This is a genomic window from Streptomyces sp. NPDC017993 (assembly GCF_044328065.1).
Lineage (GTDB): Bacteria > Actinomycetota > Actinomycetes > Streptomycetales > Streptomycetaceae > Streptomyces.
On the sequence record NZ_JBIRGO010000048.1, the window covers coordinates 1 to 13,174 of the forward strand.

Below are 13,174 nucleotides of genomic sequence, written 5' to 3' on the forward strand. Positions count from 1 at the left end.
AGCACCCCAGACCCTTCACCTGGACGAAGACCGCCGACGAAATCCTCGACAAAGTCGCCGCCTACTGCCACCGAATCTCTGACTCAGGTCACTAGGCGGTCGCCAGCGTTCGGAGTGTCGGCATCGAGGCGGTGATTGACCGTGGCCGTCCTCGGGCAGTCGTCTTTTCATGGCCGTCGATCACGCTGAGGCACCGGTTCTGGATGCGCTGGTCCGTTACCGCAAGTCCGGGGAGCTGGCATTTACCCCGCCTGGTCACAAGCACGCCCGCGGGGCCGACCCGCAGGTTCGTGACGTCCTGGGCGATGCCGTCTTCTACGGAGACTTCCTGGCCTCCGGCGGTCTGGATGACCGGCGTACGACCGGGCGGGTGCTCGAACGCGCCGAGGCCCTGATGGCCGACGCGGTCCACGCCGAGCACACCTTCTTCTCCGACCTGCGGCAGCTCGCTGTCGGTGAAGGCAGCCATGCTCGCGGTGGCAGGCCCCTACGAGAAGCTGCTGGTGGGCCGGGACGCCCACAAATCTGTGGTCTCGGGCCTGATCCTGTCCGGGGTGCGGCCGGTGTGGGTGGATCCGCAGTGGGACGGCGAGCGACGACTGGCCCACCCACCGGCCCCCGAGCGGTTCGAGCAGGCCTTCGCCGAGCACCCCGACGCGATGGGCGCCCTGGTCACCAGCCCGACCCCATACGGCGCCAGTGCCGACCTGAGCGCCCTCGCCGACATCTGCCACCGGCGCTCGAAACCGCTCATCGTGGACGAGGCGTGGGGCGCCCACCTGCCGTTCCACCCGGACCTGCCGACCTGGGCGATGGACGCCGGCGCGGACGTCTGCGTCACCAGCATCCACAAAATGGGCAGCGGTCTCGAACAGGGTTCTGTCTTCCACCTCCAGGGCGACCTCATCGACCCGGCGCTGCTGAAGTCGCGCGCCGACCTGCTGGGCACCACCAGCCCTTCGGTGCTCCTCTACGCCGGGATCGACGGCTGGCGGCGCCAGATGGTGCTGCACGGCAACCGCCTGATGACGCAAGCCCTGGATCTCGCCGCCCGGGTACGAGCCGACATCGAGCAGATCGACGGGCTGCACGTCGACGATTGCGCGGACTACTGCGGCCCCGGGCGCGCGGCCGGCTTTGACCCGCTGCCGGTGGTCATCGACGTCAGCGGACTGCGCGCCACCGGCTACCAGGTCGCGGACTGGCTGCGCGAACACCACCGCATCGACGCCCACCTGGCAGATCACCGCAGGATCAGCACCCAACTCACTCATGCGGACGACGCCGACACCACACGCACACTGATTGACGCGCTGCGTGATCTTCCCCGCAAGGCGGCCGGCCTGCGCCCCGCCCCGCACATCGCCGTACCCACCCCGGGAGAGATGCGGCTCGACCAGACCTGCCTGCCCCGCGACGCCTATTTCGGCGCCATCGAGGACGTCCCGGTGGACGAGGCCGCCGGACGAGTGGCCGCGGAGATGCTCACCCCGTATCCACCCGGCATCCCGGCTGCCCTCCCGGGAGAACGCCTCACCTCCGCCCTGCTGCGCTACCTGACCACCGGCATCGAGGGGGGAATGAACCTCCCCGACGCCGCGGACCCCACCCTGCGCACTGTCCGCGTCCACATCGAAAAATAGGGCGCCTGACAGAGCCCGCCTGCCACGCAGGCCGCCGTCACCAGGGGTAGGTTCCGGTGTTGCGCTTCTTCACCTCCGCTTCGTCAGCGAGCAGCAGCCGGTAGCAGTGCGGCCAGCGCGGGGGAGACCCCGCACAACCACAGCAGAGCATCACGATGGTGATGAGTCGACCACCCGCTTCGCTATCTGGGACGTCGTCAAAGCCTTCCGCCGCCACCGGTTGCGCCGTAACAGCACTGTGACGGCTGATCACCGCCTTGTCAGGCGTCCGTACGCACGCCGCAGCGACGCCCAACCGACCGTTTCGTCTTCCCGAAGGAGCGGCGGCGCGTTTCGCCTGGGGCTCCTTCGCTCGGCAGATTCGACAGCGCTGGCCCGCGTTGCGGACGGCGTTGAACGTCGGAGGCCCCTCGTACCCGCAGGTCGTGCAGCGCGAGGGCCAAGTCGCCTTGGTGCGGCCGGGATACGGCACGAGTGGCTCGTATCCGCAAGCCCGCATCTCAGCGGCTGCGGCCTCCGCGTCGATGAGGACCGCAGCACGTGGTCGGCGGCCAACTCGGGGCGCATAGGGTTTTCTGCGCCCCGTGTTTCCTCATGGATTATGGCCCAGACCTCGGCCGCCGTGAGGCGCGCTGCGGAGCAGGTCTCGGTCCAGCCGTTCGGCATGACGTCGCTCGTGAGGCGTGGTTCCGGTCCGCAGGTCGGCGTAGTAGTCGCCGCGGACGGCGTCCGCGAGCCGCGCCTCCAGGGAACGGATGCCGGTGCCGATGCGGCGCGGCACCGGAGGGCCCTGGAGGTCGTCGCCGCGCCGGGCGAGGAAGGATCCTCTGCCGAAGAGGAGGGCCAGGGCGAAGTAGGTGTCGCCGTACCGTTTGCGGAGCCTGCTGCCGAGGGCGGGTACACCTTCCCCGTAGGTGGCCTTGGCGATGTGGCCGTTGTGCGCCCAGACCATGACGCGCGCCCCCGGGTCGTCGTCCACGAGGCGTGTAACGGCCTCGGCCATGTAGCGGTCGCGCGCGGCGAACACGCTGTCTTCGCCGGCGGAGGGGTCGAAGGGGCGGGTCACCAGGTCGGCGGCGCGGACGAGGATCCGCGCGTGCTCCAAGGCCTCGTCCGCGCCGTCGCCGGGCCCCGACCGCTCACGACGGTCCGCGACGAGGCGGGCGATCTCCTCGGCGTGCCGCATCAGCGCCCGGTCCGGGTCGCGCAGCGAGGCCGGGCGGGCCTGGGCGAGCACCTCGAGGGCGTGGGCGTCGCTGGCACGTTCGGGCGCCGTCCGGCGTAGGAAGGCGGCGACGGCCTCGACGGAGTCGGCGCAGCGCTGGGGGTCCGTGCCGACGAAGCGGGCCCGGCGCTCCTCGGGCAGGTCGAGGTTGTGGGCGCGCAGCTACTCGACGAGGTCGACCATCTCCCGGGTGCGCCAGGTCCAGAAGCCCAGCCGGGCGACGAGCCGTTCGGGGTCGCCGGTGCCGTGCCGTACGTAGGCGTCGAGCGCACGGCCGGCGGACGCGAAGGGCGGACACGGCGGACACGACCGACTGAGCCTGTCCGGACAGAGCAGCGGACACCACAGAGGGGGCCGGGCGCCTCCCACTTGGGAAGTGTCCGGCCCTTTGTCGTGTCCGTCGCCCTGGAGGCGGTTGTCCTCGCATGTCCACGACGTCTGATCAGGCATTTGTCCGGCGAGACTCGTTCATGTCCGCCTTCAGCCGTGTCCGACAGGACCGTGGCCACGTGGCCAGACATGAAGAGTCCGTGTCCGGTCTGGCGGACCGGTGGCCATCCCGTCCGGACAGACGAAGTCCCCGTGGCCGGTCACGGGACCATGGCCACGGGGGCGGTCAGGCGGTCACTGCGATCGGGATCCGCAGTCCTGGCAGATGACCCAGTCGTTGTCGTTGTAGGTCCGGCTCGACCCGCAGACCGGGCAGGCTCCGCCATTAGTCGGCGTCAGGTCAGGGCAGCTCTCGTCGGTGGGTGCTCCGGACAGGCAGCGGAGACGGTGCGCTGGGTCGAGCACTGCTGCCGCCACCCCGCCGCTCGTGCGTAAGGCTGTATCCGCACAACATGCAGCGCTCAACGTGCGTGCCGTCCGTCTTGATGTTGGTCGTGTGGTGCTCCGGCGGGCATCCGTGGTCGCGCATGGTCGGGAGCATGTCGCCTCCATCGTGGTCATCTCTCCTGCCACCTTCCCTCTCGTCTACTCGGAGCGGTCCGCTATCGGGGTGGGGTCACTCGTTCGAGCGGCCTGCCGACCCTTGGCGACGCAGGCGGGGCAGGGGAACGGGCACGGCGGAACCGGCTCGCCAGCCGGCACCGTACCGCTCCCCAGCGAACTGGACGGCCTCCTGGAGCGGCTGGCGGACCAGCTCGAGGCCCTCACCACGGAAGCGCCGCTGGCCGCGTTGAAGGCGGTAGCGGCCTTGGAACGCATCACGGCGCGCATCGGACGGGAAGCCGCCTATGCCGCGGAGGCCGAAGAGCTGGCCGGGGCTGTGATCGGTAAGGCCCTCGGGCTCACCGAGAAGGACGCTCGGTCACGTCTGACCCACTACAGCCTCCGGCGCTAAGACCACCACGGGCACGACGGCAATTCCTGCGACATGGCGACGAGACCGGGCGTGCACAGCCGCTTAGTCGTCGAGGTCGAACCAGCGGTTGTGGTGGTAGGACGCACCCGTCTTGTATCCCGAGTCCGTGGCGCCGCTGTATGTAACACCGTGCGGGTCTTCGCCGTCTCCAGGGGCGAGTGCCGCTGCCGGGGTGGTTGCCACCAGCCCGGCAGCGGCAGCGGCAGCAAGCGTCATTGCGATGCGACGAAGCACGAGTTCCCTCTCTCTAGGTGTCGTTGTCCAGCTGCTCAACGACACAACGAGAGCCCCGGCACGCGCACGGGCGCCACGGCGAATTGATGCGCTTGGTCTACAGACCGCATCATTCTGAATCCGCTCAAGAGGTCACTACCCTCTGGGGAGCGCCAGGAAGAGCGAGGTCCAGAGGGCGGTGGCTTTGTCCACGAGAACGCACAGCCCAGTCTGCTGGTGGCTACCACTCGTAGCTGGCCTCGCCCGGCGGCCGTGGACAGTTCGCCGCCGGGCGTTCGCGGTCAGAGGGCGGGCGTGACCTTCACGGTGGCTTCGGTGCAGCTGGTGGCGAGCTTGGCCAGGGCCCGGTTTTCGGCGTGGTCGATGGTGAGATTCCAGCGGAGTTTGGCGGTTACCCAGTCGGTTGCGTAGGTGCAGGAGGCGTCCTTGGCGGGTGGCATCCATTCGGCGGGGTCTTGGTCGCCTTTGGAGCGGTTGGGGCCGGAGCTGACGGCTACGAGGCTGCGTTGGGCGTCGAGGTCGTTGGCGTACTTCTCGCGGCGTTCGTCCGACCAATTGGAGGCGCCGGAGTCCCATGCTTCGGCGAGGGGGACGAGGTGGTCGATGTCGAGGCGGGAGGCGTCGGTGACGGTTTTGTCGTCGTAGTAGGAGCGCCAGGTGCCGCCGGTCAGTTTGCAGCTCTTGCCTTGGCGGGGCTTGGTGACGGCTTCCGAGAGAAGGACTTCCTTGCGGGTGTCGCAGCCGTCGTGGTCTGCGTCTATCCACAGATGGAACTTGTCCCGCTCGTATCCGGTGCGAGCTTCGTCCGCGACTTTCAACTGCTCGATGGCGTCGGACAGTCGCAGGCTGCTGCCGGCGGGGGCGGACGCTGTAGGTGCCGTCGCCGAGGGCGGCTTGGGGTCGTCGTTGGCTGAAACGTCGCCAGTGCATGCGGCGAGCGACATCAGCAGGAGCGGGCATGCCAGGGCGGTGAGGCGGTGAGCGGGGCGCATACAGCTCCGTGGTGTTCGGGTGAGGCGAAGTAGGTGCATCGCGTCTACCCAAAGCACCGGGCCCCTCACCATCTGGCGCGTTCGAGGGTCACCGAACGTCAACGGCCCTTACGAGGTCACCCCACCCCCGAGAGGTCAGCCCCTCGACCGGAAGGCCCTCCGCAGTGAGGCATTGCGTCGGCCCGTGCCAGGTGCGGCATTCGGTGCAGTTCCAGTCCGTGCGCAGGGCCGGCACCGCCGCCCATGAGCTGCACCAGCAACAGCGGCGCGTCACCTCGAACCAGCCGCTGGGCATCATGGCGACGCACCTGTCTTCTCGGCGCAGTTCTTCCGGCGGCGGGGCGTGCGCGGCGTCTCGCCGAGGTCCGCACGCCAACGCAGGGGTCCGGGCAGTCGTCATGACGGCATGGTGCCGCACATGTCCGAAACGTCGTGTAATTGGCCCTCGGTGGACGGCGAGTTCCTACTGGATGGCGAGCGGTCCCGTATCCGCTCTGCGGCCCACAAGGCCCGTGGTGAGGGTCCTCGGATCCGCCTCGTCGCCGTTCGAGGTCGTTTACCTCACCGTCGAACACGAGGAAATCTATGCTGACCAGAGTAGACATTGGGTGGTGGTGTGGTTATGGTTTCTCTCGTAGCCAGAGAGACCGCAGGGCCTGGCAGAGATGAACTGCCGGGCAGCAGTACCGCAGTTGCACTTCGCAGGACGGTGCGGTGGTGGAGTTTCGAAGCCAGGGTTGTTGCAGGACGGCGAGGGGACTGACGACCGGACCGGGTGGCCCGCAGTGATCAGGGGCCGCCGAGAGGTACGGCAGTACAAGTGCAGTACCCGTAAGTGCAGTTCGCTGTACCCAGCAGTGAAGTAAATGAGCAGCACCTCGGTAAAGGCGTCGGCTGCGGGCGCGCGTGCCGGGAAGTTCGGCAGTGGGGTTCTAAGCCAGAGCAGATGCAGGACGGGCGACGGGGCCGGCTGCCGAAGTGTGGCGCTATCGCAGGCCGCTGAGTAGTTCGCATCACCAGCAGTACGCAGTTGATCAAGAGGGAAGAACGGAGGAGCCGAGCGCCATCAGGATCGCCCGGGCGGAATCGCTGAGCCCGGGTACCGCAGGACATCGATAGTGAGGTGGTCTCCGGTCAAGCAACCGCGATCCCCGCATTCCCCATCCTCTCCCGGATGGGCGTGCGGACACAGAAGGCCGGCGCAGTACGAGGGCTGGCAGATGGTGTTGTAGTTCCTTCGGGGCCCTGGTGCCGTACGGCACCAGGGCCCCTCCACACGTTCCACAACGACGTGCAATGACAGCAGACGACGCCTCGTTCGGTCGGCTCGGCGAAGCGACTACCCGCCTACACCAGGGCCTGGCCGTCGCGATGCCCGGCACAACCCAGAGCTTCCTTCGCGCCCTCGTCGAAGCCGCCTGACCGACCGCCCCACGGGCGGCCACCGCCGCTACTCCCGCCACACGAGGACACGTCCAGCTACCTGGGGACCAGGGCCCCGGGCCGAACGTCATCGGAAAGGGCTCCTCGACTCGGGGACGACGACGTTGATCCGCTCGAAGACATCGACGTCGGCGCCGGCGGCCTCGGCGGCCCGCTCAAGCACAGTGTGCAGACGGTAGAAGGCACGCTGGTGCGCGAGGCCAGGCGAGGGGCGGTCCACCGATCAGCTCGATACGCTGCGCGGCGTCTTCGGGCAGCACTAGGACGGCCCTCCAGTGTCCACGGCCCTGCGTGACTGAAGGCGAGATTCACGGTTCCGCTTCACCTCCTTGCGGGCGGTCTCCAGTGTGGGCGAGCGTGTAACCGCTTTCTCTCCTATTGGACTGCTGGGCTGCTCGACGCTGGAGGGTGCCAGGTGCTGGGCCGACTGCTAGCTGTGCGACCTCCGGTACGTGCTCGTGACCGGCAATGCAGAACACGCAGGACAACTGCCACTGACTCCGAGAGCATCAGCCAATGACCACCCAGGCGCATCTGCTGTCCCTCCGCATCGTCGTGCCCTCCCTGGGAAGCCGATACGGCACCGTGGAATGCCGACCTATCATCAACGGACGCGACATCCTGGCCGACGTGTTCGACGAGGGGCCGGCAGGTGACCCTTGGTCTTTGTTGGGGCCGGATGCGCCGCTTCACGCGACAGCCACCCCCCGCGAGGTTCGGCTTGCCGAGGCTGAGTGCACGGAAGGATGCTGCGGCGCTCTCTACGTGACCATCAGGCGTGAAGGGCAACATGTGATCTGGAGCGGCTGGCGCAACCCGGACGAGGACGATGTCGATCTCCCAGAGCTTCGATTCGACGTCAATCAGTACGACGTGGAGGTCCGCCGGGCCTCGACGGACCGCAGCTGGGAGTAGAACGCTTGATGACGGGCGCTCAGGGGCCAGAAGCCGACCGGGCCGAGCTCTGCGGGTGTGGATTCACCCCTGTGCAGGGGCCGAAATGCTCTGACGGCCGCGTCGACAAGTGAGTCGGCGTACGCGGCGGTCAGCGGACCGCCGCGGTGCAGCCGGGCGCCCGGACACGTCTCACCCACTACACCCTCCGGCGCTGACACAGGACGCGGCTGCAGATGCACCCGTGCGAAGCCCGTGAGCCCCGGTGCTGTGGCCTGCAAGCCCAGGTCGGCGGAGCGTGGCTCGACGTCGGAGCCAGTTGGCGGCCCGCCCCTGTGTGCCGTCTGTGCGAGGCGGGCCGTCTCGGCGTCCCGGTGCACGCGAGATGCCTGAAGATGCCGATCGTCAGACCTGTCCGTGGTTCGTCATGTAGTACCTGAGGAACTCCTGCCGGTCGATCGTCCGGTCACTGTTGGTGTCACCCCTGAGGAACTTGCCGAGATCGAAAGGGTTGCGCTGTTGGGACATCTCGCGGTCCTGCCACTCCTTGTACGTGATCACACCGTCCTTGTCGGTGTCGACCTGGTCGAACAGTGCTGCTGCTTCATCTTGTGGGCTCATAGCTGCCTCCCTGAGTGGTCCCCTGCGGACCGGTGGTGATCTTCCCTAGCTCGCATCGGGACAACACCACAGCGCCGTGTTGAGAGCCGACTGGCGGGCAACTTCACCCGTTCGGGGGTGATAGCGAGACCCTCGGGGCTCAAGAGGCGCGGGCCCGACCACGGTGGTGGAAGCGGTCAGAGGCTGGCCCGGACGGCCTGAAGGGTCGTCACCGGACCTTTTTCTGCCGCTGAAGCCACTCGCCCAGGTCGTCGCCCTCGAACAACACCCCTAGCTCGATGGCCGGCAGGGCGCCGTCGGCGCCTCGTCATCGCCGAGGAAGTCACTCGGTCGTGGCTGCCCGGTGAGCGTGCGCATGGCGCGGCGGCCTGCGGTCAGGGCATGTCGTCGAGCATGTCGGGTGTCAGGTCTCCTCGGATGGCTGGTGACCGGCACGTATTCGAAAGTTGCGGTATTCGGCGTCGTTGGGCCGCACGGCCCTCCCATTGGCTCTGTCCACGAATCTCGACAACAGTTGTTCAGGACTCTGGAGGCGCTCCATTCGGGGTGAAGTCGATGTTCCCGGAATGGGGGCCACCCGCCGTGTCGGGTCCAAGGGGGTGCCGGCGAGGTCAGTCGTGGCGGGCGAGCTTGACTGCGGATACGAGCAGGATCACGGCCAGGGCGGGGGTGAGGACGAGGGCCGGGAAGACGCCGAGGAGCAGTCCGCCCAGCATCGCGCCGGCGACGGAGCCCGCAACCATGACCAGGGTGAAGCGGAGGTTGCCGCGAAGGACGGCGAAGCTGCCGTCGCGGCTGTAGCGGGCGAAGGCGACCAGCATGGTCGGCAGGGAGACCAGCAGGGAGAGGCTGCCGGCGGTCTTGATGTCCTCGCCGAACAGCAGCACGATCGTCGGGATCAGCAGCTCGCCGCCGGCGACGCCCATGATCGCGGCGACTACTCCGATGCCGAACCCGGCCGCGACGCCGGAGGGGATCTGGACCCAGAGCGGCAGCGCGAGCGTGTCCAGGGTGGTGGTGTGGGTGACGACTAGGGCGACGGCCATGAGCACCACGAGGGCGGCCAGCGCCTTGTGAGGGTGGCGGAGCGCATCCGGATCGCCCAGGAGGCTCCGGCCCAGGCGCCGAGCAGGCTCCCGGCCAGGAGGTTGACCGCGACGGGCCAGCGGGCGGCGACCTCGGCGGCCGGGACGGCTGCGAGGCGGGCGGGCAGCGCGATCAGGACCACGACCAGGCTCATCGCCTTGTTCAGGATGACGGCGGACAGCGCGGCGAACCCGAACAGGCCGATCAGCAGCGGCAGGCGGAACTCCGCGCCGCCCAGCCCGATCATTCCGCCCAGAGCGCCGATGGCCGCTCCCGCGCCGAACACCACGGGTGCTGAGCGCGTCGAACGAAGAGGGGCGAGGCTCTGGTCAGTGGACATGACGGGCATCCTGGCGTGTCACGAACCCCCTGGCCACGGGCGGAGCCCATCTTCAGGGAAAGCCACTGGGTACCTGCTCAGGATTCGTGGCGATGTCCGAACAACGGGTGCTGCGCAGGAAGGTGCTATCGGAGCTCCTGAACATCCAGTGGTGGTCGCAGCTACGAACGCCTCCCGAATCGCTGCCGAAGCGCTGTCCGTTCTCGTGGACATAGCCACACCTTCGAGCAGCACCGAGTGAGCTGCACCAAAGTGGCGCTCTCGCCCTTCTACGCGTTGCAACAAATGCAACATTGTGGCGTTCACGTGTCCGGGCTGGAGAGCGGCAGGTCAGCAGCCATCAGCCGCATCGTCGCCAGGTTGACGACCTGCGGATTCGCCGGGATCGGGAAGCGGTTCGAGTTGCATCGGATGCAATTCGGCCCGGATGTGGACCACCCGGGGTCGGTGGCGGTAGCGCCCGAACTCGGGGCGGAGCTGGTCGACCTGCAGCTCGACCACGATCTCGGGGAGGACCGGCAGGTAGAGGATCGGGTCGGCGCCGGGCAGGCCTCCGACGGTTCCGGGCAGTTCGAGCATCGTGTGGCCGGCCGGGTGCAGGAGCGGCGCAGCTGCCCTTCGCAGGTCGGCGCCCAGCGGGAGGCTGACGCCCACGGGACGGATCCGGCCCGTGGGCCGGCCCAGGATGAACGCATGCGCCGCGGGCGTCGCGCCGGTCACTCCGATGACGGCTGCGTCGACGGTGTGGCGTTGACGCCACTTCACCCACCCCGACCCGCCACGCTCGCCCACATACCGGGAGTGCCGCGGCTTGGCGACGATGCCTTCCACTCCGCCGAGCGCACCGACGCAGTCCCTCGCCACCTCTACGGCGCCGGTGGAGGGGACGGGCTGAAGGGTCGCCGGCCCGCCTGCCAGGGCCTTCAGGAGTTCGGCCCGGCGCTCGTTGTAGGGCTGGCAGCACAGGTCGGTCTCGCCGGCGGCCAGGATGTCGAAGAGCGAAGCGCGCGGGTTCGCAGAATCCTGGAGCTCGAACACCCGGAACCCGCACGTGGTCTACCGATTGGGGAGGTTGGGCGTGCCGGTTACAGGTTCTGGAAGGTCAGCTCAGCAGCTACTCCGCTCGAACGCGCGGGCTTGGACATACGGGTGTTGGTCCCAGCGGCGAGCAGGATGGCGGCTTCGTGGCGCGGGACGATGGCGGAGTGGGCACTGTTGGCGACCTGGTGGGTGGGAGTGCCATGAAGAACTTCGTCCAGGAAAGACCGCTGCCCGAATAGCCGCACCCCGCGATGCTGCTGGGGATCGGGCGGGTATGGTGCTTCGTCGTTGTCGCCGGAGGACTTTGCGTCGGCAGTGCGGCCCGGCGGGCAGGGGCAGCGTCAGAAATACTGCCGCACATGAATGATTCCCCACCCACCGGCAAGTCCGGCAAGCTCGGTCTGTCGCGACGGCTGGTCCCCATGACCGGCCGTGACCCGGAAGAGCACGGCCGGACCGCCTCGCCGCTGGAGCTATTGTTCGACCTGACCTTCGTGGTCGCCGTCGGCACGGCGGCGTTCCAGTTCGCCGAGATGGTCGCCGAGGGGCATGCCGGCCAGGCGGTCATCGCGTTCGTACTGGCGATGTTCGCGATCAGCATCGCCTGGATCAGCTTCAGCTGGTTCGCCTCTGCCTTCGCCACCGACGACTGGCTCTACCGGGCCGTGACGATGCTGCAGATGATCGGCGTCGTCGTGCTCTCGCTTGGCCTGCCCGCGATGTTCCACTCCGTCAAGGAGGGCGGCCACCTCGAACTGCGTGCCATGGTCATCGGCTACGTCGTGATGCGGATCGCGATGGTGCTCCAGTGGTGGCGCGCCGCCCGGCAGTCCCCGTCGTTCCACGACGTCGGCATGGCCAACATCCGCTGGACAGTGATCGTCCAGGCAGGCTGGATCGTCGTGGCCTTCGTCCATATGCCGATCAGCGCCGTCTTCGTCGCGTTCGGCGTCCTGGGCGCCCTCGAACTCGTCCTGCCGGTGCTTGCGCAGCGCTCCGCGGGTGGCACGCCCTGGCACCCGCACCACGTCGCCGAACGGTACGGACTATTCGCGATCATTGTCCTCGGCGAGGGCGTCGTCGGTACAGTCGCCTCCTCCGGCGACCTCCTGGGCGGCGGGGACGGCACGCACTGGACCTGGAACGCCATCGCCGTTGTCATCGCCGGTGTGGGCCTGACCTTCGGTATGTGGTGGATGTATTTCCTGACGCCGTTCGGCGACATCCTGGCGCACCGCCGCGGCCGCGGATACCTCTTCGGCTACGGCCACATCCCCCTGTTCATCGGCGTCGCCGGAGTCGGCGCTGGGCTGCACGTGGCAGGCCTGTACATGGAACACCACGCCAGGATCTCCGGCACCGCCGTCGTCCTCGCCCTCGCTCTCCCGGTCGGCCTCTACATGCTGATGATCTACCTCCTGCACACCCTGCTGCTGTCCACGGCCGACCGTTTCCACATCCTTCTGATCGCCCTCACCATCGCCGTACTGCTCACGGCAGTCCTCCTGGCCGCCGCCGGCGTGGCCATCGCGGTGTGCCTGCTCGTGGTCATGCTCGCGCCCTTTGTTACCGTGATCGGCTACGAGACGATCGGGCATCGCCACCAACAGCAGATGCTTGAGGAGCTCGGTACGCAGTAGGTATCGGCGGGGACCTCGGTCGGTTCTGGTGACCGGTGGTACAGCGCGGCGCGACCGTCCGGGCTCTGCTCGCCGAGCCCGGTTGCCGGGTACCCGACAGGCCCTCCTCGAAGGCGCCTTTCACGAGCGCATCCAGACACTCGCCGAACAGGCCCGCGTCGGCGCCGCCGCGAAGGACAGCCGAACAGCCTTGCTGGCCTGGACCCACGATCTCCTCGCCTATGCCGTCTCCGCCCGCGGACTCGCCGGTCACCCACCAACCGCCGACCGAGGAAACCGCCCCGGACTCCCGCTCCGCATTCCCCTCACCCACGCCGCCCACCTGCTCCAGCTCAACATCCAGAGCCGGAACCAGGGCCGCACGCTCCTGTTCCACAACTACCTCAAGCCCGTCCTCCTGCGCGAGAGGACACCGCAATACGTGAAGTGGGAAGGCGCCATCTGGCATCGCAGCCACACCGAACCTCATGAAGCAAGAGGTCGCACAGCGGCGCAAGAACTCCAAGCCGGGGCGGCCCGCGTGAGGCGTGGTGCTCGCGTTCGAGGTGGTTGACCTAGGCACTGTTTCTCGGATCATGTTCGGAGCCAGATTATGAGGGTCGCGACCGTGACGGTTCCGAGGTAGACGTAGGCGCGTTTCTCGTAGCGG

Annotated in this window: 12 protein-coding genes and 2 pseudogenes; 5 read left to right on the plus strand and 9 right to left on the minus strand. The window is 68.1% G+C overall.

Annotated elements, in window-relative coordinates:
- Positions 1 to 169: 169 nt before the first annotated feature.
- Positions 170 to 1,643: pseudogene (locus ACH4FH_RS38420) on the plus strand (aminotransferase class I/II-fold pyridoxal phosphate-dependent enzyme).
- A 592-nt stretch (positions 1,644 to 2,235) separates the two neighbouring features.
- Here the strand turns inward: ACH4FH_RS38420 and ACH4FH_RS38425 are convergent.
- Positions 2,236 to 3,318: pseudogene (locus tag ACH4FH_RS38425) on the minus strand (erythromycin esterase family protein).
- 583 nt (positions 3,319 to 3,901) lie between these two features.
- On the opposite strand from ACH4FH_RS38425, the gene ACH4FH_RS38430 reads away from it, so the two are divergent.
- Positions 3,902 to 4,213, plus strand: coding sequence for a hypothetical protein (locus ACH4FH_RS38430; RefSeq protein WP_398560623.1), 312 nt, complete (start codon positions 3,902 to 3,904; stop codon positions 4,211 to 4,213).
- A gap of 63 nt (positions 4,214 to 4,276) precedes the next feature.
- Here ACH4FH_RS38430 and ACH4FH_RS38435 read toward each other — a convergent pair whose 3' ends face one another.
- From ACH4FH_RS38435 to ACH4FH_RS38445, 3 genes are all read right to left on the minus strand, one after another.
- On the minus strand, positions 4,277 to 4,450 hold the full coding sequence (locus ACH4FH_RS38435) for a hypothetical protein (RefSeq protein ID WP_398560624.1): 174 nt from the start codon (positions 4,448 to 4,450) through the stop codon (positions 4,277 to 4,279).
- 299 nt (positions 4,451 to 4,749) lie between these two features.
- Positions 4,750 to 5,460, minus strand: coding sequence for an HNH endonuclease family protein (locus ACH4FH_RS38440; protein WP_398560625.1), 711 nt, complete (start codon positions 5,458 to 5,460; stop codon positions 4,750 to 4,752).
- Positions 5,461 to 6,970: 1,510 nt separating this feature from the next.
- Positions 6,971 to 7,123 (minus strand): hypothetical protein, encoded by a 153-nt coding sequence (locus ACH4FH_RS38445; protein WP_398560626.1) that lies wholly within the window; start codon positions 7,121 to 7,123, stop codon positions 6,971 to 6,973.
- A gap of 296 nt (positions 7,124 to 7,419) precedes the next feature.
- On the opposite strand from ACH4FH_RS38445, the gene ACH4FH_RS38450 reads away from it, so the two are divergent.
- Positions 7,420 to 7,818, plus strand: a complete 399-nt coding sequence (locus ACH4FH_RS38450) for a hypothetical protein (RefSeq protein WP_398560627.1) — start codon at positions 7,420 to 7,422, stop codon at positions 7,816 to 7,818.
- A 384-nt stretch (positions 7,819 to 8,202) separates the two neighbouring features.
- On the opposite strand, the gene ACH4FH_RS38455 is transcribed toward ACH4FH_RS38450, so the two are convergent.
- The 5 genes from ACH4FH_RS38455 to ACH4FH_RS38475 form a co-directional block, all read right to left on the minus strand.
- Complete coding sequence (locus ACH4FH_RS38455; RefSeq protein ID WP_398560628.1) at positions 8,203 to 8,418, minus strand: hypothetical protein; 216 nt, start codon at positions 8,416 to 8,418, stop codon at positions 8,203 to 8,205.
- A gap of 611 nt (positions 8,419 to 9,029) precedes the next feature.
- Positions 9,030 to 9,464, minus strand: coding sequence for a TSUP family transporter (locus ACH4FH_RS38460; protein WP_398560629.1), 435 nt, complete (start codon positions 9,462 to 9,464; stop codon positions 9,030 to 9,032).
- Positions 9,449 to 9,844, minus strand: a complete 396-nt coding sequence (locus ACH4FH_RS38465; protein ID WP_398560630.1) for a TSUP family transporter — start codon at positions 9,842 to 9,844, stop codon at positions 9,449 to 9,451. Before ACH4FH_RS38465 ends, ACH4FH_RS38460 begins: the two co-directional genes overlap by 16 nt.
- 330 nt (positions 9,845 to 10,174) lie before the next feature.
- Positions 10,175 to 10,882, minus strand: coding sequence for a hypothetical protein (locus ACH4FH_RS38470; RefSeq protein WP_398560631.1), 708 nt, complete (start codon positions 10,880 to 10,882; stop codon positions 10,175 to 10,177).
- Between the two features lie 47 nt (positions 10,883 to 10,929).
- On the minus strand, positions 10,930 to 11,130 hold the full coding sequence (locus ACH4FH_RS38475; protein ID WP_398560632.1) for a hypothetical protein: 201 nt from the start codon (positions 11,128 to 11,130) through the stop codon (positions 10,930 to 10,932).
- A gap of 114 nt (positions 11,131 to 11,244) precedes the next feature.
- Between ACH4FH_RS38475 and ACH4FH_RS38480 the strand changes: the two genes are divergently transcribed.
- Together ACH4FH_RS38480 and ACH4FH_RS38485 are read left to right on the plus strand one after the other, a co-directional pair.
- Entirely contained in the window at positions 11,245 to 12,525 is a 1,281-nt protein-coding gene (locus ACH4FH_RS38480) for a low temperature requirement protein A (RefSeq protein ID WP_398560633.1), read from the plus strand.
- A gap of 82 nt (positions 12,526 to 12,607) precedes the next feature.
- Entirely contained in the window at positions 12,608 to 13,078 is a 471-nt protein-coding gene (locus ACH4FH_RS38485; RefSeq protein ID WP_398560634.1) for a hypothetical protein, read from the plus strand.
- Positions 13,079 to 13,174 lie beyond the last annotated feature (96 nt).

What these genes read in the sequence shown, in the direction of transcription:
- ACH4FH_RS38455 (WP_398560628.1), bottom strand. Translation starts at nt 8,418, where the DNA reads ATGAGCCCACAAGATGAAGCAGCAGCACTGTTCGACCAGGTCGACACC.
- ACH4FH_RS38480 (WP_398560633.1), top strand. Translation starts at nt 11,245, where the DNA reads ATGAATGATTCCCCACCCACCGGCAAGTCCGGCAAGCTCGGTCTGTCG.
- ACH4FH_RS38435 (WP_398560624.1), bottom strand. Translation starts at nt 4,450, where the DNA reads ATGACGCTTGCTGCCGCTGCCGCTGCCGGGCTGGTGGCAACCACCCCG.
- ACH4FH_RS38440 (WP_398560625.1), bottom strand. Translation starts at nt 5,460, where the DNA reads ATGCGCCCCGCTCACCGCCTCACCGCCCTGGCATGCCCGCTCCTGCTG.
- ACH4FH_RS38460 (WP_398560629.1), bottom strand. Translation starts at nt 9,464, where the DNA reads ATGGCCGTCGCCCTAGTCGTCACCCACACCACCACCCTGGACACGCTC.
- ACH4FH_RS38465 (WP_398560630.1), bottom strand. Translation starts at nt 9,844, where the DNA reads ATGTCCACTGACCAGAGCCTCGCCCCTCTTCGTTCGACGCGCTCAGCA.
- ACH4FH_RS38450 (WP_398560627.1), top strand. Translation starts at nt 7,420, where the DNA reads ATGACCACCCAGGCGCATCTGCTGTCCCTCCGCATCGTCGTGCCCTCC.